This is a genomic window from Campylobacter sp. CNRCH_2016_0050h, from assembly GCF_025772605.1.
GTDB classification, from domain to species: Bacteria; Campylobacterota; Campylobacteria; order Campylobacterales; family Campylobacteraceae; genus Campylobacter_D; species Campylobacter_D lari_D.
This window is the reverse complement of record NZ_JAKMSK010000005.1, coordinates 100,371-119,402: the sequence shown is the minus strand read 5'-3', so window position 1 is coordinate 119,402 and position 19,032 is coordinate 100,371. Positions and strand designations below refer to the sequence as shown.

The following is a 19,032-nucleotide window of genomic DNA, read 5'->3' as shown; positions in this document are numbered from 1 at the left end:
CGGAAAGATAAAAAAAGAATTTGGAAAAATTAAAAAAAAAAAAAAGGGGGGGGGTAAAAGATGTGTATTAGCATTTTAGATTGTACTTTGCGAGATGGTGGATATGTAAATAATTGGGAATTTAAAGATGAGCATATTGAAAAAATATTAAATGCTTTGGTTAAAGCTAAGATAGATGTAATAGAATTTGGATATTTGAATGATAATGGTTTTGATTGTGATTCAACTTTATTTAAAAATTCACATAAAATTGATGATTTTATAAAAAAACTAAGTATTGGCAAAGGTATATATAAAGTTGCAATGATCAATTATGGAGATTTTTCTCTACGGCAATTATCTAAATCAAACCAATGTTTATTAGATGGAATTAGATTGGCTTTTCATAAGGAAAAATTTAATGAAGTGATAGAATATGCTAAAGAAATTCAAAATTTGGGATATGATGTTTTTTTTCAACCCATGGTCACAAAAAAATATAGTGATAAAGAATTTTTAGAAGCAATTGAAAAAACCAATAAGTTAAAACCAAAAGTATTTTATATTGTGGATAGTTTTGGTTCGATGAATTTGCAAGAATTTAAAAAATATACTTTATTGGCAAATGATAATTTAGATAAAGATATAGCACTAGGTTACCACTCTCATAATAATATGCAATTAGCTTTTTCCAATGCGGTTAGTTTATGTGAACAAATGCTAAAAAGAGAAATTGTAATTGATTCGAGTGTTTATGGGATGGGTAGAGGTGCTGGGAATTTAAATACAGAATTAATTATAGATTATTTAAATAAAACATCTAGTGATAAGTACAATATAATGCCTTTACTAGATATTATAGATACTCTACTTTCTGGCCTAATGTCAAAATATTCTTGGGGATTTTCTCCGGCCCAGTATCTTTCTGCTTCGTTAAACATTCATCCAAATTATACTAATTATCTAATCCAAAAAAGAACAAATAATATATCTATGATTTGTGAAATTTTAAAACAGATTCCACAAGAAAACTCTTCGAGTTTTAATAAAGATGTAATTAAAAAATTATATATTAAAAATATGGTTAAAGCTAAAATAGAAGCCAAAAACTTTATACCAGAGTTAAAAAATAAAAAAATTTTATTGATTGCTTCCGGCTTAAGTGTAAAAGAAAACGAAGGTTTGATTAAAGATGCTATAAAATCAGAAAGATATTTAACTATAGCGATAAATCACAAACCAAAATTTGATTGTGATTACTACTTTTTTTCAAACCAAAAACGCTACGATGAATTTAGAGATGCTATTGAAAGTGATAGTATTATTTTAACAAATAATATCAACGGAGAATCTAATGTAGTTTTAGATTATTCTAAAATTGTTTTTTTAAATGATAACTTTATTACAAATAGTACTATTATAATTTTAAATTATTTGATTTTTGAGCAAATTAAAGAGGTTGGTGTGGCTGGATTAGATGGCTATGATGCGAATAAAAATAATTATTCTTATGATGAATACGATATAGAGAAGAATAGTGAGGTTTTATTGCAACAAAATAAAATAATAGCTAATAGTCTTGAGTTGTTAAAAAATAAAATAAAAATTAATTTTATTACTAAAAGCATATTCAATAAGGGGATAAAATGAAACTTATTGGTGTTATACCTGCAAGGTATCATTCTAATAGGTTTCAAGGGAAGCCTTTATGCTTGATTAGTGGTATTCCTATGATAAAAAGGACTTTTATGCAAGTAATTCAAGCCTCTTGTTTGAGTGATGTGTATGTTGCTACAGACAATGAGTTAATTTATAATTACTGTGAAAATGAATCGATTCCAGTTATGATGACTAGTGCAAATTGCCTAACAGGCACCGATCGCGTTGCTGAAATTTCTCAAAATATTGATGCTGATTTGTATGTCAATATCCAAGGAGATGAACCAGTTATTGATCCGCTTGCCATTGAAGAAATTGTAAATGAATATAAACTATATTCAAATGAATATATAGCTTATAATTTATACAAAATGGCAAACAAGGAAGAGGCTATAAGTGATACAATTATAAAAGTAATAACCAACAATAAAGACGAATTAGTTTATATGTCACGCTCTATCATCCCATATGAAAAAAATGATTTGCAGATACAATATAAAAAACAAGTTTGTGTTTATGGTTTTACCAAAGAATCATTGGAAATATTTTCGAAATTTAAAAAAACACCAAATGAAAAACATGAGGATATAGAATTGCTAAGATTTATTGATTTGGGCTACAAGGTAAAAATGAAAGAAACAAAATGTGCTTCTATAGCAGTTGATGTGCCTAGTGATGTTGTTAAAGTTGAAGAGTATTTGCAAAATGCAAAATAGGATTTTAATAAAAAATATTTTGTGGGATTTTGATGGAGTTATTATTGATAGCTCAGCTATTCGCGATTATGGTTTTAGAGAAATTTTTAAAGAATTTGATAAAGCTTTGGTTGAAAAACTTATAGAATATCATTCTATCAACGGTGGTTTATCAAGATTTCATAAAATAAGATATTTTTTTAATGAAATTTTAAAAAAAGATATTAATGATGACGAAGTTAAAGCTTATGCTGATAGATTTAGTTTGATTATGAGAGAGGAACTTGTAAAAAGTAAATACCTTATTTTAGATAGCGTAAATTTTATTAAAGAAAATTATGAGAAATACAATTTTCATATTGTTTCAGGTAGTGAACATGATGAGTTAAATTTATTGTGTCAAAAACTTCAAATTAATTACTATTTTCATTCTATAAATGGTTCACCTACTCCAAAGATAGAGTTGGTGAAAAATCTTTTGATGAAAGAAAATTATAATAAAAGCGAAACTATTTTGATAGGTGATAGTATTAATGATTATGAAGCAGCAAAAGAAAGTAATATTTCTTTTTACGGATACAATAATCAGCAATTAAAAGATATTTCAAAAAGATATATAGAAAAATTTGATAAAAACATTCTATTGATTTAATAAATGTTTTACTTTTTAAACGAATTAGAGATAGTATTGTAGAAATGAAAAAATATAATCCAAAAAGAGTAAAATTAATTGCTATAAAGAATTTTAGCTTAACAATGAAAAACAATTATATATAATATTTTGTAAAATTCCTATGAAGTAGTGTTGAATATGATAGAATATAAAAATAAAAAAAGGAATTTAATAATTTTTATTGGTTGATTTAATGGATAATGTATTAAAAATAGCCTTAATTGCTGATGAATTAACCTATGCTTCTTTAAAAGCAGAGGATGGAGTAATTATAAAAAATATAACTCCATTGAATTATAAGTTTATATTTTATTTTTGGAAACCTGATTTTTTATTTGTTGAGTCAGCTTGGCATGGTTTTAAAAATAAATGGAAATATAAAATCGCTTCATACCCTGATTATCCAAGAAGAAATAATAGAAAATTACAAAAGCTTGTTAATTTTGCAAAAATGTTAAATATTCCTACGGTATTTTGGAACAAAGAAGATGATGTACATTTTGATAGATTTATAGAAAGTGCAAAGTTATTTGAGTTTATTTTTACTGTTGATGAAAATTGCATATCAAAGTATAAATCTTATGTAGGAAAAAATTCTTATATAGGTGTTTTACCTTTTGCTGTTCAATCCAAATTTCATAATTTTACTGGATTTAATTTTATATCCAGTAAAGCTAATTTTGTTGGGAGTTACTCAAGACACATACATGAAAAAAGAAGATTTTATCAAGATATGATGTTTGAGCTATCGTCCAAGATTAATAATCTTGATATTTATGATAGAAATTCAGATAGAAAATCTATAAACTATAGATATCCAAATTTTAAAGGCATGCAAATTTATCCTTCGGTTGAGTATAAAAAAACAGCAGAGATATATAAAAAATATCTAATTTCTTTAAATGTTAATACTATAGAAAATTCCCCTACTATGTTTTCAAGAAGACTTATAGAGATTATAGCTTGTGGAAGTGTAGCTATTACTAATCATACACTAGCTGTTGAGAAATATTTTAAAGATTATTGTTACTCATTTCAAACCGAGGAAGAATTGAAAGATTTGCTATATAGGTTTAAAAAAGATGGTTTAAATGAAGATGATAAGATAAGGTTAAAAAAAGGAGTAGAATTTATCGCAAAAAATCATACATGGAAGCAAAGATTAGAACAAATTATAGATACTGTAGGTATAAAAAAATGCTAAATGGTTATTGTTTTTATATAAACAATTTTATTCAAATATTTTACAAAAAAAACTTCATAGGATGGGGAAGAAAACGTACTGGCAGATGGGCTTTTTTTTTATATAAAAAATTTAATGGTTCTTTGCTTTTGCTAGAAGATGGCTTTTTGCGCTCATTAAATTTAGGCGTAGAAAAAAGCCCAAGTTTTTCTATCGTCAAAGACGATATAGGAATTTATTACGATGCGATCGCGCCATCTAAGCTCGAAAATATTTTAAATACTTATGAGTTTAGTTCTGAAGAGCTAGAGCAAGCAAAAAAAGCTATAGAGCTTATAAAAAAAGAAAAACTTAGCAAGTATAACAATAATCTTTGCATACCAAAAGATCTTTTTAGTACTAACGAAGAACGCGTATTGATTATCGTTCAGGTGGCAAATGATGCTTCATTAAAATTTGGTTTAGCTGATAGTTTTTCAACTCAAGATATTATAAATGAAGCTATTAAAGAAAATCCAAATGCTAAAATATACATTAAAATTCATCCTGATGTATTAAGTGGTAAAAAACAAAGTGATTTTGATGTGCAAGATTTGTCAAGTAAATGTGTAGTTATAAAAGAAAATTATAATCCCATAGAATTATTAAGTCATTTTAAAAAAGTTTATACCAAAACTTCTGGCATGGGCTTTGAAGCTTTGATATTAGGATGCGAATGTGTATGTTATGGCGTGCCATTTTATGCAGGTTGGGGTTTAACGCAAGATAAACAAGTATGTAAAAGAAGGCTTAAAAAAAGAACTTTGGAAGAGGTTTTTTATGCTACTTACTTTTTATATAGCGAGTATTTTAATCCTTACTTAAATCAAAAAAGTGATATTTTTGATACTATTTATACTTTAGCAAAATATAAAAAGGTAGAGCAAGCTAATTCAAATACTTTGTATTTTTTAGGTTTTTCTAAATGGAAAAGAGAATTTATAAAACCTTTTTTTAAAGCTAAAAATAATAAAATCATTTTTTTAAACTCACTTGATGAGCTTTATAAAGCGAATTTGATTTCTGAAGATAAAATTTTCATTTGGGGTAAAAAGTATGATAAAGCTTTATTGGCTAAAGATTTTAGCAATGAGATTTTCTTAGTGGAAGATGGCTTTTTGCGCTCTGTTTTTTTGGGCTCAGATCTCACACGCCCTTTTTCTTTGATAGTAGATAGTAAGGGTTTGTATGTTGATCCAAGCAAACCAAGTGATTTGGAAGATATTTTACAAAATCATGAATTTGATGAGAGTTTAAAACAAAGAGCTAAAAAACTCATCACTATCATCATGCAAAATAAATTTTCAAAGTATAATGGCTTAAAACATGAAAAGCTAAATTTTAATACCGATAAAAAAATCATTTTAATCCCTGCTCAAGTAGAAGATGATGCTTCTATGATCTTAGGTGGAGCTGGTTTTGATACCTTAAAACTTTTACAAAGTGTAAGAAAGGCCAATGAAAATGCCTTCTTAGTTTTTAAACCTCATCCTGATGTTTTAAGCGGTAACCGTAAGGGTTTAAAAGATAAAAGTATTATTTTAAAATATTGCGATGAGATTATAGAAAATGTCAGTATAGATAGTGCTATCAATGCGAGTGATGAAGTACATACTATAACCTCCACAAGTGGTTTTGATGCTCTTTTGCGTGGTAAAAAAGTAGTGGTGTATGGTAAGCCTTTTTATGCAGGTTGGGGTTTGACAAACGATTTACATAAAATTCCAAGACGCACAAGAGTACTTAGCTTAGAAGAGCTTGTTGCTGGGGTTTTGATCCTTTATCCAAGATACATCCATCCAAAAAGTAAAAATTTATGTGAAGTTGAGCTTGCATTAGATATAATGTTAAAAATGCAAAAAGATTATTTTTCTAAATTTTATTTGCGTTGGTTTATGGATATAAGAATTTATATATTAAGAAAAATAAGAAGATTGATAGAATTTATTTTGATTAGATGAATTTAAGTAAAAAGTTAAAAAAATTTTCTGGTAAAAATGTTTTATTGCTCCAAGGGCCTGTGGGAGGATTTTTTCGTAAAATTGCTACAAAAATTCCAAAAGCTAAGGTTTATAAAGTAAATTTTAATGGTGGAGATTTTTTCTTTTATCCTTTTAAAAGCATTAATTACACTAAAAGTTTAGCTGATCTTGAAGACTTTTATAAAAAGCTTTTTGAAGAAAAACAAATTCAAGTTATCATTATGTATAATGATTGTAGAAAAGTGCATGAGATAGCCATTAATGTTGCTAAGCAAATGGGTATTGAAGTATGGATTTTTGAAGAAGGTTATATAAGACCAAACTTCATTACTTTTGAAAAAGATGGAGTGAATGCAAACTCCACTTTACCAAGAGAAAAAGAATTTTATCTAAGTCAGAAAAAATTTGATAAAGATTTTAAATTTAAAACTTTCTCAAGCACTTTTAGAAATATGGCCTTTGCTTCATTTTTATACTGGCTTTTTGCTTTTTTATTTTCTTGGTATTTTAATAATTCTTTACATCATAGAAGTTTAAAACTATTTGACTTTTTACCTTGGCTTTGTTCAGTATATAGAAAAAACAAATACAAAATTACAGAAAAAAGTTTAAATGAAAAAATTCTTTCCCTAAAGCAAAAGTATTTTTTGGCTATTTTACAAGTGCATAATGATACTCAACTCTCCCATCATTATAAAAAAACTACAGAAAAATTTATAGAAGAAGTAATCATTTCTTTTGCTAATCATGCCAAAGCAAAGTCTTATTTAGTTTTTAAGCACCATCCTATGGACCGTGGCTATAGGGACTATACTAAACTTATAGAAGATTTGAGCTTAAAATACAATGTCGAGGGTAGAATTTTATATATACATGACTTACACTTACCTACGCTCTTAATCAATGCAAGAGGTACTATAGTTATAAATAGCACAGTAGGGCTTTCTGCTTTATATCACAATAGCCCTTTAAAAGTTATGGGAAAAGCTTTTTATGATATAGAAGGTTTGACTTATCAAAAAAGCTTGCATACTTTTTGGAAAGAATGCAGGGCATATAAGCCTGATGCTGTTTTGCACGCTAAATTTAGAAATTATGTGATATATAAAACCCAAGTCAATGGAAATTTTTTCAAAAATACTAGTTTAGATTAAATTTTCTTTTTATAGTTTTTTGCAATTTTTTTTAGTTTAAAAGGTAAACTTAAATAGCCTATTTTAAAAGGAGTTCTTGAAGCTTGCAAAAGTGCATTACCTAAAAGATAAGGCAAGTGTGTTTTGGCTATTTGAGCGTGTTTATAATCCGCATAAGCTTTTAGTGGCGGTAGATTTTTTTGATCTTTTTGATTTTTAAAATGATCTTTTTTGACTTTTCTTAATTCAAAAGGTATTTTAAAATACCCTAGATAGCTTTTGCTATTTTTCATGATAGCTTCTCCAAGCTTATAGCTTAATCTTTCTTTTATCCTTAAACTAGCTCCATAAAGTTTATTGTTTTGGTGGATAAATATCTCATATTCATTTTTTAAGCCTTTGTGATTTAAAAAACGCAAAAGATTATGATTTTGACTTTGTAAAAATGTTTGCATATCAAGTTTTTTTAGTTCATGGTATTCTAGTACTAATTCTTTATAAAATGCTATAGGTGGTATCAAAAGCTCATAAGCATTTATAAGTTGAATTTTACATTCAATTTTTTTATCATTATCATTTTCTAAAAGTAAAATTCCTATTAAGTCCACATAATCAAGCCTTGGTGTTTTTTCATTTGCTATGCTTAAGCCCGAACTTTCCTCACTTTGCTTGATAATTTGTGTATTAACATGCAAAAAGGTTTGCTCATCACAAATTGCTTTTTCATTTTGTATATCTTGAAAAGTATTGATAAGTCCAAAATTTTTTATTAATTTAAAAGATGAGTTTTCAATGCTTATAGATGATATAGCATGGGTTGATGAGCTAGTGTGATTCCAAGTGTGTATGCCTAAGATTTGATAGTTTTTTAACTCTTTTGGGAAAATAATTTTTTCATTAGCTTTAATCTTTGTAGTTTTTTCACAAAAAAATGAGTTTTTATGCTCTATTTTGGTTAAATTTGAAGGTGCAAAGATATGATATTTTCTTTTTGAGCAAATGATATTTTCTTTAGATTTTTTAAAGCTGTGTAAATTTTTGATGATGTTTTTACCAAGCTCTTGCATAGCTAGTGGCATAGGGTGGAATTTATAGTTTTGATCAAAATCATAAAGATTATTTTTTTGGTAGTAAAGATCTACATCGATTAGATTAAAACCATAATGAGCACAATTTTTCCTATGAGCTTCATTGATAGCTTTTGATTTATCATTACAAGCTGGTATGGGGAGTATAAGCACTATAGTAATTTTGTTTGCTTTGTAAAGTTCTTCATAAAAATAATCAATATTTCTAAGTATAATATTTAAACTCATAGGGCTTAAATAATCATTGATATTTGATTCACTGATGAGAAAATCACTTTTATTTATAGTATTTTCATGGCGTATTAACTCATAAAGATTTTGCAAAGAAGTACTAAGCCCTAAAGCGTAATTATGTAATGTAATGTCTTTATTTTCAAGACCTATCCTAAGACCATTTTTAACTACACTATTGCTACCACCTAGTAAGATTACATCCATAAGTTCTTTCTTGATTTTTTTTAATTTTTATTTATTTTATAAAATATTTTTTAATGAATAATTTCAGAGTAAAAACCCCTCATTTTATCTTTAAATAGGTATTTGACAAAGATAACAACTTTAGCTATATTTTTAAATTCAGTATTAAATTTACTTAGGATGTTGATGAAAAAAATATGCCAAAAAAGAGATGTTTTTTATATAGCTGGTTATGATCCTAGAGGATATAGGCATTATTATGCTATGTTTAAAAAAAATTTAGCTGAGCAGAATATACTTTTAAATTATGATTATACTTTATCAAAAGCTCAAGTTAATATTTATCCTTTTTGGCAAATTCAAACCCCACATACAAGTACTTCTTACACCTTTTTAAGCTGGAATGATATAGTCAAAAAAAACTGGTCAGAGGGTATAAAAGATGCCTTGAGTGATTGTTATAGTTTTTTTAGAATTTATACCATCACAGGACTTTTTTTAAAATTCGGTAAAGAATCCCCGCACCAACTTATCACAGGTTATTATCCATTTTTTTATGTGCTTTTGAGTTTGATTTTTACTTTATTTTGTGCCTTTGGAAGTTTGTTATATTTGCAAAATTTTCATATTGTTTTGGGAATTTTAGCCTTTATTTTATCATTAGTGTTTTTACCAAAAATGCTTTATAAATTAGGCAAGAAATTAGCTGTTTTTTGGATAGCTAGAATTTGTTCTTTTTGTGCAAACTGGGAGAAAAATTCTCAAGGTGAACTTGAATTAAGAATGGATGATTTTGCTAGGGTTATCTTTGAAAAACTAAAAGAAAATGCAAATGACAAAAATTACGAACTTATCTTAAGCGCACATAGCGTAGGAACGGTGCTTTGTATAAATGTTTTAGCAAAAGTGCTTAGAAAATGTGAAGATGAAAATATATCTTTTGAAAATTTAAAGGTTTTAACTTTAGGTGAGTGTATACCTTTGGTAAGCTATCAAAAAAGATCTTTTGAGTTTAGAAAAGACTTAGAGTATTTAGGAAGTAAGAATTTAATATGGTATGATTTTACTTCTATTATTGATGGGGCTTGTTTTGCACAAGTTGATTTTATACGCACAAGCGGAGTGAAAGCACAATTTAGTCCAAAATACCTTTCGGCTAAATTTCATACCTTATATAAAAACAAAGATTATAAAAAAATCAAAAAAGACAAATATAAAGCACATTTTTTATATTTATTTGCCACACAAATTCAAGGAGTATATAACTTTTTTGAATTTGTCATAGGTAAAAATAAATTAGAAGAAAAAATCAAATAGGAGGAAAAAAATGGGTCAGTGTCCTTTTCATCCAAAGCCTTATAAAAATAAAGCTTCTACGTTAACTACTTTTTTACTAAAAAGAAGATCTTGGCTTGATGGACTTTATGAGCGAAGCTATAAAATGATGATGGGTAGAGTAAAAATGCCCGGATTTGATCTATATGTAGTAAATGATCCAAAAGAAGTTAGACGCATTATGGTAGATGAGGTTAGAGAATATCCAAAAAGCCAACTTTTACATGAGCTTTTAGAGCCACTTTTGGGCATAAGTATTTTTACAACTAATGATAGAGTATGGGAAAAGCAAAGAGAACTTTTAAGACCTTCTTTTGAAATGACAAGGATTTCTAAGGTTTTTAATTTGATGAGTGAAGCAGCTTCTGATATGATGGCAAGATTTGCAAGGTATGAAGATAAAGCGATTATAGAAGTAGATGAAGCTATGACTTTTGTGACTGCAGATGTGATTTTTAGAACTATCATGTCATCAAAACTTGATGAGCAAAAAGGTAAACTTGTTTTAGATGCTTTTGTAACTGTGCAAGAAGAAACAGTTAAAACAGCTATGCGAAGAATGTTTCGTTTCCCAACTTGGCTTTCAAATCTTTTGGGCGAGAAAAAAAGACTTAAAGCAGGTGGAGTTATACGCAAAGTTTTATCAGATATTATAAAGCCAAGATATGATAATGCTCTAAATGATCAAGGAAAATATGAAGATATTTTATCATCATTGCTTATGGTGGTAGATGCAGATACTAATGAGAGATTTTCTTTTAATGAAATTTTAGACCAAGTTGCCATGCTTTTCTTAGCAGGCCATGAAACCACTGCAAGCTCGCTAACTTGGACGCTATATATTTTAAGTATTTCTCCAAATGAGCAACAAAAAGCCTATGAAGAAATCATGCAAGTTGCGGGTGATGAAGAGTTTAAAATAGAACATATTAGAGCAACGAAATATCTTACAAATGTGTTTAAAGAAAGTTTAAGACTTTATCCACCAGTTGGCTTTTTTGCTAGAGAAGCAAGAAATGATAACAAAATGAGAGATAAGCTTATTAAAAAAGGTTCAGGTGTAGTGGTAGCTCCATGGCTTATTCATAGACATGATAGTTTTTGGGAAAATCCACATGAGTTTGATCCAAGTCGCCATGAAGATAAAAGCAAGATTAAAAAAGACACTTATATGCCTTTTGGTATGGGAGAGCGTGTGTGTATAGGGCAGGGTTTTGCTATGCAAGAGGCTGTTTTGATTTTAGCTAATATTTTAAGGACTTATAAGTTAGAATTAGAAGAAAATTTTGTACCTGATATAGTAGGAAGACTTACTATAAGATCGGCAAATGGTATGAATATAAGATTTATAAAAAGGCAAAAATGAAAGAAAAATTAGCAGGAACTATACTACTTTGCGCTATCGTTCCTTTGGCGGTGATTAGTTATCTTTTTATTGTTATAGTGGGTACTTTTGGTAATCCTGCTAGGGTTAGACAAGGTGTGAGAGCGCTTGATCATTTTGTCAATGCTACTTTGTTTAATGGTTATGCTTGGGAGTCTTTATCATCTCATGCTTGGAGAGAGCGTGATAAAAGATGGGCTAAAATAGTTATTAAAATCACAGATTTTTTTGACAAAAATCACTGCCAAAAGGCAAATAAAAGAGAACAACCTATAGTGGATTTAGTTTTAGAAAGAAAGCTTACCGAGCAAACTGTCGGTAAGCAGCTTTAGTTTTCTCCAAATAAAGCTTTAAGGTTTTTAAACGCTTCTTCTTGGTTATTAGTTTTATCCTCATTATTTACTTCATTAAGTTCTATCCCATATCCAAGAAGCATGCTAGCTAGGCGTATATTGATACCACTTTTTCCTATGGCTTTGCTTTTTTGCTCGCTATTTAGCGTTACAATAGCTTTTTTATCTTCAATACTAACTGAGTTTATAATGGCTGGGGCTAAGCTTCTAGTGATTAAAATTGCTATTTCATTAGAATACTCAATGCAGTCAATATTTTCATTTTTTAATTCTTTGCTTACAGCATTGATTCTAACTCCTTTTATACCCACAGTCGCTCCTACTGCATCAACACTCGGGCTATTAGCTTGCAAGATGATTTTTGCTCTCTCGCCTGGAATTCTTGCACTTGCATAAATATTTATAAGGCCATCTTTGATTTCAGGAACTTCAGCTTTTAATAAAGCTTCTAGAAATTTAGGGCTAGTTCTACTAAGTTCCATTCTCATACCCGATTTATCAATATATACATGTCTAATAACAGCTTTAATCACATCCCCTACTTTAAATTTTTCACCTTTGATACGATTTTTTCTAGGTAAATATGCACGAAACTCATCAATTTCTACATAGGTATTTTCTTCACTATCTACTCTTACTACGTTACCAAAAACCATATGTCCTACCATTTTTTGGTATTTTTCATAGATTTTTTCTTCTAAGAGTTTTTGAATGTTATATTCTAATTCTTTATGTAAGATATTTACAGCAGTACGGCCTAAATTTTCCAAAGAACATTCATAAGTTAGCTCATCGCCAATTTCTACATCTTTAGCTTCAGCCCTTGCTTTACTTAAAGCGATAAAATGCTCATTTTTATTTTCTAATCTTTCATCATTATCAGCTACTACGATGATTTTTTGATAAAGTTGCAAATTTTTACCTGAATCAACAAAAAATTCATATTTATCGCCATAAATTTTCTTAGCAGTATTAATAAGTGCTTTTTTAACTCTTTCTCTTACATCTTCTATTTGTAAATTTTTCTCATTAGCAATGGATTCAATTATATCTGTGATTTTTTCCATAATGACAATACAACCTTAATTTTGGATTTTAAAAGTTTGAAGAATAAAATTATATCTTTAATAAGTTTAATTAAAAGTAAAATTTGCTATAATTTCAGATTAAAAAAACTTGAGGATGATGATATGGACTTAAAAATAGCAAGAACCTCTGTTGATGAAAAGCCAAAAAGTATAAGTTTAGAAAGTATTGAAAAGGCTGTGGATAAAGAAGGTCAAAAATTTTTCTATTTTGATAAAGATAATGCCCATAAGCAATTAATCGCTTTAGTAGAGCATTTTGAAAAAAAAGGAAAATGTGTTTATCATAGAACAATCAAATATGGTTTAGATGATGCAGATTTTATGTATGAGGTACATATTCTTTGAGTAAAAAACTTTTTATACAAACTTTAGGTTGTGCTATGAATGTGCGTGATTCAGAGCATATGATAGCTGAACTTAAAGAAAAAGAAAATTATGAATTAACTCAAGATGCAAAAGAAGCAGATTTGATTTTAATCAATACTTGCTCGGTGCGTGAAAAGCCTGTACATAAGCTTTTTTCAGAAGTTGGAAGTTTTGAAAAAATCAAAAAAAATGGAGCTAAAATAGGAGTTTGTGGTTGCACTGCTTCACATTTGGGAGATGAGATTTTCAAGCGTGCTCCTAGTGTGGATTTTGTTTTGGGTGCTAGAAATGTTTCCAAAATCACAAAGGCCGTAAATACTCCAAAATTTTTAGGTAATGATGTAGATTTTGATGAGAGTAATTATGCCTTTGCAGATTTTAGAAATAGCCTTTATAAGACCTATATTAATATCTCCATAGGTTGTGATAAGCATTGTACTTATTGTATAGTGCCTCACACAAGAGGAGATGAGATTTCTATACCTTTTGAGATTATTAAAAATGAAGCATTGAAAGCTGTTTCTAAGGGTGCTAAAGAGATTTTTTTACTAGGACAAAATGTTAATAATTACGGCAAAAGATTTTCTAATGCTCATGAAAAGATTAATTTTTCAGATCTTTTGGAAAAGCTAAGTGAAATTGAAGGTTTGGAGCGTATCCGCTTTACAAGCCCACATCCATTGCATATGGACGATAGATTTTTAGAGGTTTTTTCTAAAAATCCTAAAGTTTGTAAGTCTATGCATATGCCTTTGCAAAGTGGTTCAAGTGAAATTTTAAAGGCTATGAAACGCGGATATACTAAAGAGTGGTATTTAGATAGAGCATTGAAATTGCGTTCTATGTGTAAAGATGTGAGTATTTCTACTGATGTGATTGTGGCTTTTCCAGGTGAGAGTGATAAAGACTTTGAAGATACCATGGATGTGCTTGAAAAAGTGCGATTTGAGCAAATGTTTTCTTTTAAATACTCTAAAAGACCATTAACTAAAGCTGCAACTATGCCAAATCAAATTCCTGATGATATAGCTTCAAAACGCTTGAGTGTTTTACAAGCAAGACATACAGAAATTTTAGATGAAATTGTTGTAAAACAAAAAGATAAAGAATTTGAAGTTTTATTTGAAGAATTAAGAAGTGAAGGTTTTGTAGCAGGTAGAAGTGATAATAACTTTTTGATTCAAGTTAAAGGTAGTGAAGAGTTATTAGGACAAATGAAAAAAGTAAAAATCACCAATCCTAGGCGTATGGTGTTAAATGGCGAAATCCTTTAAGATTAATCTTTTAGCTTTTGGAATTTTTTTATTACAATGGCTAATTTTTTTAACTTGTAGAAAGGTTTATTTAGGGCAAAAGCTTCCAAAAAGATCATGCGTGATACTTTTTTGGCATGGGCGTCTTGCTCTAATGCCTTTTGCTTATCGTAAAATGGGTATTAAAGGAAAAAAAGCTTATGTTATGATTTCACACCATAAAGATGGGGAGATCATTGCTAGAAATATTGCTTTTTTTGGTTTAGATACTTTAAGAGGTAGCACAAGCAAAGGTGCTTTGACTTTATTGAAACAATCTTTTAAAATTTTAGATCAAGGCGATGATGTGATTATTACTCCAGATGGGCCAAGAGGACCTTATCATAGTGTTTCAGATGGTTCTGTGATGATAGCTTTAAAAAAAAATGCTCCACTTTTTTTGCTAAATTATGAAGCAAGTTCTTTTTGGAAATTTAAAAGTTGGGATAAAATGATTTTACCTAAGCCTTTTTCTAAGATTACTTATAGATTAAGTGAAGAAATCAAAATACAAAATTTGAATTTAGAAGAAGCTAAAGTATTGATAAAAGAAAAATTTGATATGATAAATCAAATAGATAAAGGATAAACACCATGTTATCTTTTTTTAGAAAGTATATTTTACAGCTTTTAATTTGTATTTGTTATGATGAAAAACAATACATTATAAGATGTCATACTTGGAAAAAATCTCAACCAGTTGATACTTTTGAAAAAAGTTTTGAAGATAAAGAAAAAGCAATAGAATATGTTAAAAATTTAAGTAAAGACTTTCAAATTTATTATATTTGTACCTTTTTTACACCTATTGCTCAAGGTGTAGTGCCAAGTTCAAATTTCAAAGAGCTTTCTAATTTTGGAGTAGAAGCAAATAATGTTAAATGTATTCCTTTTAATAATGCTTTGTTGTATGTTTCCAATCAATCTTTGAGTTCTTACAAAGAAGATTATGAAGCTTTTGGTGGTTTAGATTTGCTTTACTCACCTTTTTCTTTGCTTTATCATTGTATAGCAAATAGAGGTTTTGAAGAAAAAATAGGCCTTTATGTGTATAGATATCATGATTTTGTTGCGATGTTAATTTGTAAAAATGAGATTATATTATTTGGAAGTTATTTTAATATAGCTACTCAAAATTATGACGAAGTTGATTTTTTTGATGACATTAAGGAAGAATTTGATTTGCAAATTGATGATGAAAGCCAAGAAGAAGAAAATGAACAAAATTATGATTTAAAAAGTTTAGAAGAGATGAGTAAAGAACTTGATAAGCTTGAAGATTTAGATGAGAATGAAGAACAGCTTCCTATGGAATCTTTAGAAAATTTTAGTTCAGATATGAAAATGATAGAATACATCATTTCAAGTGTAAAAGAATTTTATCATAATCCTTTGTATGATAATAGTTTTTTAGAAGAAATTGTAATTTTTGATGAGGAAAGTTTTAGTGCAACCTCGCTAGATTATTTAGAAAATGAGCTTTTTATAAAGCCAAAAGTAGAGCTTATAGATACTTTAAATTTGATGAATGAGCTTGTAGTTAAGGATTTGAAGCTATGAGATATAGTTTAATAAAGCCTAAGATAAAACCAGTTTTTAATCTTTTTACTAGAATTTGGATTTATTTTACTAGTATTAGTGTGTCTTTGATTTTTGTGGTGTTCATTGTTGTTGTTTTTAAAAGCTACTATGCATCTGTGCAACTTGATGATAAGAAAAAAGAATTGGCTCAAATCATAGCTCAAATTAATTCCAATAAACTTAAATATCAAGAATTAGTAAGACAAAATAATAAAGCAGAAATGATTTTAGGGGATTTAGAACAAGAACGAGAGAATGGTAAAAATAAAGTTTTATTAAAAAGTATTCAAAACCTTTTTACTTTAGTGCCTAAAAATATATCTTTAGATGAGGTTTTAATGGAAGATAGGTCGCTTATTTTAAGAGGTATTACACCTACTAAAGAAATGTTTGCTTTGTTGTTAGAAGCCCCATTAAGAAGTATTTTTTCAAATTCTCAAACAAGCTATTATCAATTAGAAAATGGGTGGTATCGCTTTGTTAGTGTAAATATTACTATACCAGAGGAAATGTATGAACAAAAAAGATAAGAGCTTAGAAGAAGCTGATATATTAAAGATATTGATTTATTCTTTTTCATTTGTTGCACTTTGTGCAATATTGATTTTATTCTTAATTGTACCTTTTTTGAAGGATTATAAAATCGAACATTCCAGATTAGCCGCTCAACAAATTCAAAATACCAAAGCATTAAATGAATTACAAGCTTTGGAAAAGGTTATTAGAGATTTTCAAAGCACAAACGCGCAAAATTTAGCTCAAATCAATGCGGAATTTTCTCAAAAAGAATTAATGGATTTTATGAAAAATTATTTTGATGATGTTAAAATAAATCTTATTCCTATTAAAAAAAGACAAGAATATTTAAAATATCAATTTGGAGTTAGCGTAAAGATGAAAAATCCACAAGCTTTTTATTCTTTTTTAAATGATTTACAAAGATATAAAAATTTAATAGAAATAAGTACGCCTGTTGAATTTAAATCAGAAGAAAAACACATTGATCTTAAATTTAGAATCAAAGTGTTTCATGCTTTAGCTATTCAAAAATAATTACTTCATTATTTTGATAAGGAGAGATTTTTTCTTCCTTTTTACTATCTTGTTTTATATCTTGAGCTTCTAAATTTTCTTGTACTTTTGATTCTTCCTTGATTTCTTTTATATTGGTTTTTAAACTAGAAGTGATTTCTTTGTAAAAAGCAACAAAAACTTTATCAATTTCCAAAGCACTAGCTGCAAGACTTTCATTTACTTGGGTTGGGACAGCACTATAAACTTGTCTAAAACTTTCTATACTTGCTTGACCTTTTATAGGATAGTTTAAAATAATAGGATCATTTAATTTTGCTGAACTCGTTGTGCTTTGGAAAGTATCTTCTTGATGCAAATTATTTAAATGACTTTGAGCTTCTAAAATAATCATAAAAGAAGATTCTACACTATCGCCTCCAAGACTTGAATTTCTTGTAACTTTATCCTCATATAAGTTAGCACTGATGGTAATATTAAAAGCATAATCAGGATTTTCATTATCTATTGTATATCCTTTACTTTCTAATAGTGCTTTACTATCTTTAGATAGCTGTTTTTTTAGTAATTCTAGGCTTTTATTGATTCTTTGATTTAGGGTAGACTGTTCAAAATAAGAACTATAAAAAGTATTTTTAATAATTTCTATTTCATTGATTTTAATTTTTGGGCTATTTTCTTTTGTATTGTTATGTTCTTCAAAAGAGCTTTTAAAACTTGGCATAGAAATATAATAAGTTTTTTGATTACCAGTGCAAGCACTTAAAAATAAAATTATGCTAAAAAATAATAATATTTTTTTCATTATCTCTCCTTGTTATTTTTATAATTATACAATTTTTTGCTATATTATGTGTTTTATTATAAAGGCTTTTTTATGGAATTTTGGCAAAATATTTATGCAAATTTTGATGTAGTGGCTTTTGAAATTTTTGGTTTAAAAGTGCATTGGTATGGTATTATGTATGTATTGGCCTTACTTGTTGCTTTAATGGTTGCAAAATACTATGCTATTAAAGACAATATGGGAATTTCAAAAGCTATGCTTGATAGTTATTTTATATGGGTGGAAATTGGTGTAATTTTAGGTGCAAGATTGGGTTATATTTTAATTTATGATGCAAATACTTTATGGTATCTTACGCATCCTTGGCAAATTTTTAATCCTTTTTATAATGGAGAATTTGTAGGAATTAGAGGTATGAGTTACCATGGTGCTGTTATAGGATTTTTAATAGCAACTTATGCTTTTTGTAAAAAAAATAAACAAAATTTATGGAAATATTTAGATTTGGTTGCTATTAGTGTGCCATGTGGTTATATTTTTGGGCGTATTGGAAATTTTTTAAATCAAGAGCTATTTGGTAGAGCTACGGATGTACCTTGGGGTATTTATGTAGATGGGATATTGCGTCATCCTTCGCAACTTTATGAAGCATTTTTAGAAGGTTTTATAGTTTTTATCATTTTATTATTGATAAAAAAATATAAAAAATACAATGGAGAGCTTATTGCTTATTATACAATTTTTTATGCTTTAGCGCGTTTTGTTTGTGAGTTTTATAGAGAGCCTGACTTTGGTATAGGCTTTGTTGCTTTTGGTGTGAGTATGGGTCAAATTTTAAGTATTATAATGTTTTTATTAGGACTAATTTTATCTTTTTATTTAAGAAATATTAAAAAAAATTTATAAATTTTTATTTTTTTTAAGAATAAAAGTTCTATAATTGCTCCGATATTATAAATTATCAAC

19 protein-coding genes are annotated in these 19,032 nt (G+C 28.1%); 16 read left to right on the top strand and 3 right to left on the bottom strand.

The window, feature by feature from the left end; all coding sequences use genetic code 11:
- The first annotated feature begins 60 nt into the window (after positions 1-60).
- From L8X28_RS04080 to L8X28_RS04055, 6 genes are all read left to right on the top strand, one after another.
- Positions 61-1,629, top strand: coding sequence for an aldolase catalytic domain-containing protein (locus L8X28_RS04080; protein WP_263665606.1), 1,569 nt, complete (start codon positions 61-63; stop codon positions 1,627-1,629).
- Positions 1,626-2,354, top strand: a complete 729-nt coding sequence (locus L8X28_RS04075) for a 3-deoxy-manno-octulosonate cytidylyltransferase (protein ID WP_263665605.1) — start codon at positions 1,626-1,628, stop codon at positions 2,352-2,354. The genes L8X28_RS04080 and L8X28_RS04075 overlap by 4 nt, the downstream gene beginning before the upstream one ends.
- Positions 2,344-2,985 carry an HAD family hydrolase gene (locus tag L8X28_RS04070; protein ID WP_263665604.1) on the top strand — a complete coding sequence of 214 codons (642 nt, stop codon included), beginning with the start codon at positions 2,344-2,346 and terminating at the stop codon, positions 2,983-2,985. The genes L8X28_RS04075 and L8X28_RS04070 overlap by 11 nt, the downstream gene beginning before the upstream one ends.
- A gap of 202 nt (positions 2,986-3,187) precedes the next feature.
- The gene (locus L8X28_RS04065; protein ID WP_263665603.1) at positions 3,188-4,210 is read left to right on the top strand and encodes a glycosyltransferase; all 1,023 of its coding nucleotides are present in this window, start codon (positions 3,188-3,190) and stop codon (positions 4,208-4,210) included.
- A complete protein-coding gene (locus tag L8X28_RS04060) occupies positions 4,204-6,189 on the top strand; it encodes a capsular polysaccharide biosynthesis protein (RefSeq protein ID WP_263665602.1) in 1,986 nt (661 codons plus the stop codon). The genes L8X28_RS04065 and L8X28_RS04060 overlap by 7 nt, the downstream gene beginning before the upstream one ends.
- A complete protein-coding gene (locus L8X28_RS04055) occupies positions 6,186-7,364 on the top strand; it encodes a capsule biosynthesis protein (RefSeq protein ID WP_263665601.1) in 1,179 nt (392 codons plus the stop codon). Before L8X28_RS04060 ends, L8X28_RS04055 begins: the two co-directional genes overlap by 4 nt.
- Here the strand turns inward: L8X28_RS04055 and L8X28_RS04050 are convergent.
- Entirely contained in the window at positions 7,361-8,869 is a 1,509-nt protein-coding gene (locus tag L8X28_RS04050) for an SGNH/GDSL hydrolase family protein (RefSeq protein WP_263665600.1), read from the bottom strand. The two genes, L8X28_RS04055 and L8X28_RS04050, sit on opposite strands and share 4 nt — an antisense overlap.
- Positions 8,870-9,034: 165 nt before the next feature.
- Here L8X28_RS04050 and L8X28_RS04045 point away from each other — a divergent pair, with 165 nt between their 5' ends.
- The 3 genes from L8X28_RS04045 to L8X28_RS04035 are packed head-to-tail and all read left to right on the top strand — an operon-like array spanning position 9,035 to position 11,899.
- Positions 9,035-10,165: a DUF829 domain-containing protein gene (locus tag L8X28_RS04045; protein WP_263665599.1), complete on the top strand. Its 1,131-nt coding sequence runs from the start codon at positions 9,035-9,037 to the stop codon at positions 10,163-10,165.
- Between the two features lie 10 nt (positions 10,166-10,175).
- A complete protein-coding gene (locus tag L8X28_RS04040; RefSeq protein WP_263665598.1) occupies positions 10,176-11,549 on the top strand; it encodes a cytochrome P450 in 1,374 nt (457 codons plus the stop codon).
- Positions 11,546-11,899: a membrane protein gene (locus L8X28_RS04035; protein ID WP_039627957.1), complete on the top strand. Its 354-nt coding sequence runs from the start codon at positions 11,546-11,548 to the stop codon at positions 11,897-11,899. Before L8X28_RS04040 ends, L8X28_RS04035 begins: the two co-directional genes overlap by 4 nt.
- On the opposite strand, the gene nusA is transcribed toward L8X28_RS04035, so the two are convergent.
- Positions 11,896-12,987, bottom strand: a complete 1,092-nt coding sequence (gene nusA, locus L8X28_RS04030) for a transcription termination factor NusA (protein WP_263665597.1) — start codon at positions 12,985-12,987, stop codon at positions 11,896-11,898. The two genes, L8X28_RS04035 and nusA, sit on opposite strands and share 4 nt — an antisense overlap.
- A 123-nt stretch (positions 12,988-13,110) precedes the next feature.
- Between nusA and L8X28_RS04025 the strand changes: the two genes are divergently transcribed.
- From L8X28_RS04025 to L8X28_RS04000, 6 genes are read left to right on the top strand one after another with little or no spacing between them, the layout of a single operon-like run.
- Positions 13,111-13,353, top strand: coding sequence for an HP0268 family nuclease (locus tag L8X28_RS04025; protein ID WP_070255886.1), 243 nt, complete (start codon positions 13,111-13,113; stop codon positions 13,351-13,353).
- On the top strand, positions 13,350-14,648 hold the full coding sequence (miaB, locus tag L8X28_RS04020) for a tRNA (N6-isopentenyl adenosine(37)-C2)-methylthiotransferase MiaB (protein ID WP_263665596.1): 1,299 nt from the start codon (positions 13,350-13,352) through the stop codon (positions 14,646-14,648). Before L8X28_RS04025 ends, miaB begins: the two co-directional genes overlap by 4 nt.
- A complete protein-coding gene (locus L8X28_RS04015) occupies positions 14,632-15,255 on the top strand; it encodes a lysophospholipid acyltransferase family protein (RefSeq protein WP_263665595.1) in 624 nt (207 codons plus the stop codon). Before miaB ends, L8X28_RS04015 begins: the two co-directional genes overlap by 17 nt.
- 5 nt (positions 15,256-15,260) lie before the next feature.
- Positions 15,261-16,226: a hypothetical protein gene (locus L8X28_RS04010; protein WP_258108108.1), complete on the top strand. Its 966-nt coding sequence runs from the start codon at positions 15,261-15,263 to the stop codon at positions 16,224-16,226.
- On the top strand, positions 16,223-16,777 hold the full coding sequence (locus L8X28_RS04005) for a hypothetical protein (RefSeq protein ID WP_220566268.1): 555 nt from the start codon (positions 16,223-16,225) through the stop codon (positions 16,775-16,777). The genes L8X28_RS04010 and L8X28_RS04005 overlap by 4 nt, the downstream gene beginning before the upstream one ends.
- On the top strand, positions 16,761-17,300 hold the full coding sequence (locus tag L8X28_RS04000) for a hypothetical protein (protein WP_070255897.1): 540 nt from the start codon (positions 16,761-16,763) through the stop codon (positions 17,298-17,300). Before L8X28_RS04005 ends, L8X28_RS04000 begins: the two co-directional genes overlap by 17 nt.
- Here the strand turns inward: L8X28_RS04000 and L8X28_RS03995 are convergent.
- Entirely contained in the window at positions 17,287-18,084 is a 798-nt protein-coding gene (locus L8X28_RS03995) for a membrane lipoprotein lipid attachment site-containing protein (protein ID WP_263665594.1), read from the bottom strand. The genes L8X28_RS04000 and L8X28_RS03995 overlap by 14 nt on opposite strands.
- A gap of 72 nt (positions 18,085-18,156) precedes the next feature.
- Between L8X28_RS03995 and lgt the strand changes: the two genes are divergently transcribed.
- The gene (gene lgt / locus L8X28_RS03990) at positions 18,157-18,972 is read left to right on the top strand and encodes a prolipoprotein diacylglyceryl transferase (RefSeq protein ID WP_263665593.1); all 816 of its coding nucleotides are present in this window, start codon (positions 18,157-18,159) and stop codon (positions 18,970-18,972) included.
- Positions 18,973-19,032: the final 60 nt, after the last annotated feature.

What these genes read in the sequence shown, in the direction of transcription:
- nusA (WP_263665597.1), bottom strand. Translation starts at nt 12,987, where the DNA reads ATGGAAAAAATCACAGATATAATTGAATCCATTGCTAATGAGAAAAAT.
- L8X28_RS04050 (WP_263665600.1), bottom strand. Translation starts at nt 8,869, where the DNA reads ATGGATGTAATCTTACTAGGTGGTAGCAATAGTGTAGTTAAAAATGGT.
- L8X28_RS04035 (WP_039627957.1), top strand. Translation starts at nt 11,546, where the DNA reads ATGAAAGAAAAATTAGCAGGAACTATACTACTTTGCGCTATCGTTCCT.
- L8X28_RS04075 (WP_263665605.1), top strand. Translation starts at nt 1,626, where the DNA reads ATGAAACTTATTGGTGTTATACCTGCAAGGTATCATTCTAATAGGTTT.
- lgt (WP_263665593.1), top strand. Translation starts at nt 18,157, where the DNA reads ATGGAATTTTGGCAAAATATTTATGCAAATTTTGATGTAGTGGCTTTT.
- L8X28_RS04055 (WP_263665601.1), top strand. Translation starts at nt 6,186, where the DNA reads ATGAATTTAAGTAAAAAGTTAAAAAAATTTTCTGGTAAAAATGTTTTA.
- L8X28_RS04080 (WP_263665606.1), top strand. Translation starts at nt 61, where the DNA reads ATGTGTATTAGCATTTTAGATTGTACTTTGCGAGATGGTGGATATGTA.
- L8X28_RS03995 (WP_263665594.1), bottom strand. Translation starts at nt 18,084, where the DNA reads ATGAAAAAAATATTATTATTTTTTAGCATAATTTTATTTTTAAGTGCT.
- L8X28_RS04025 (WP_070255886.1), top strand. Translation starts at nt 13,111, where the DNA reads ATGGACTTAAAAATAGCAAGAACCTCTGTTGATGAAAAGCCAAAAAGT.
- L8X28_RS04010 (WP_258108108.1), top strand. Translation starts at nt 15,261, where the DNA reads ATGTTATCTTTTTTTAGAAAGTATATTTTACAGCTTTTAATTTGTATT.
- L8X28_RS04060 (WP_263665602.1), top strand. Translation starts at nt 4,204, where the DNA reads ATGCTAAATGGTTATTGTTTTTATATAAACAATTTTATTCAAATATTT.
- L8X28_RS04040 (WP_263665598.1), top strand. Translation starts at nt 10,176, where the DNA reads ATGGGTCAGTGTCCTTTTCATCCAAAGCCTTATAAAAATAAAGCTTCT.
- L8X28_RS04045 (WP_263665599.1), top strand. Translation starts at nt 9,035, where the DNA reads ATGAAAAAAATATGCCAAAAAAGAGATGTTTTTTATATAGCTGGTTAT.
- L8X28_RS04005 (WP_220566268.1), top strand. Translation starts at nt 16,223, where the DNA reads ATGAGATATAGTTTAATAAAGCCTAAGATAAAACCAGTTTTTAATCTT.
- L8X28_RS04000 (WP_070255897.1), top strand. Translation starts at nt 16,761, where the DNA reads ATGAACAAAAAAGATAAGAGCTTAGAAGAAGCTGATATATTAAAGATA.
- L8X28_RS04015 (WP_263665595.1), top strand. Translation starts at nt 14,632, where the DNA reads ATGGCGAAATCCTTTAAGATTAATCTTTTAGCTTTTGGAATTTTTTTA.
- L8X28_RS04070 (WP_263665604.1), top strand. Translation starts at nt 2,344, where the DNA reads ATGCAAAATAGGATTTTAATAAAAAATATTTTGTGGGATTTTGATGGA.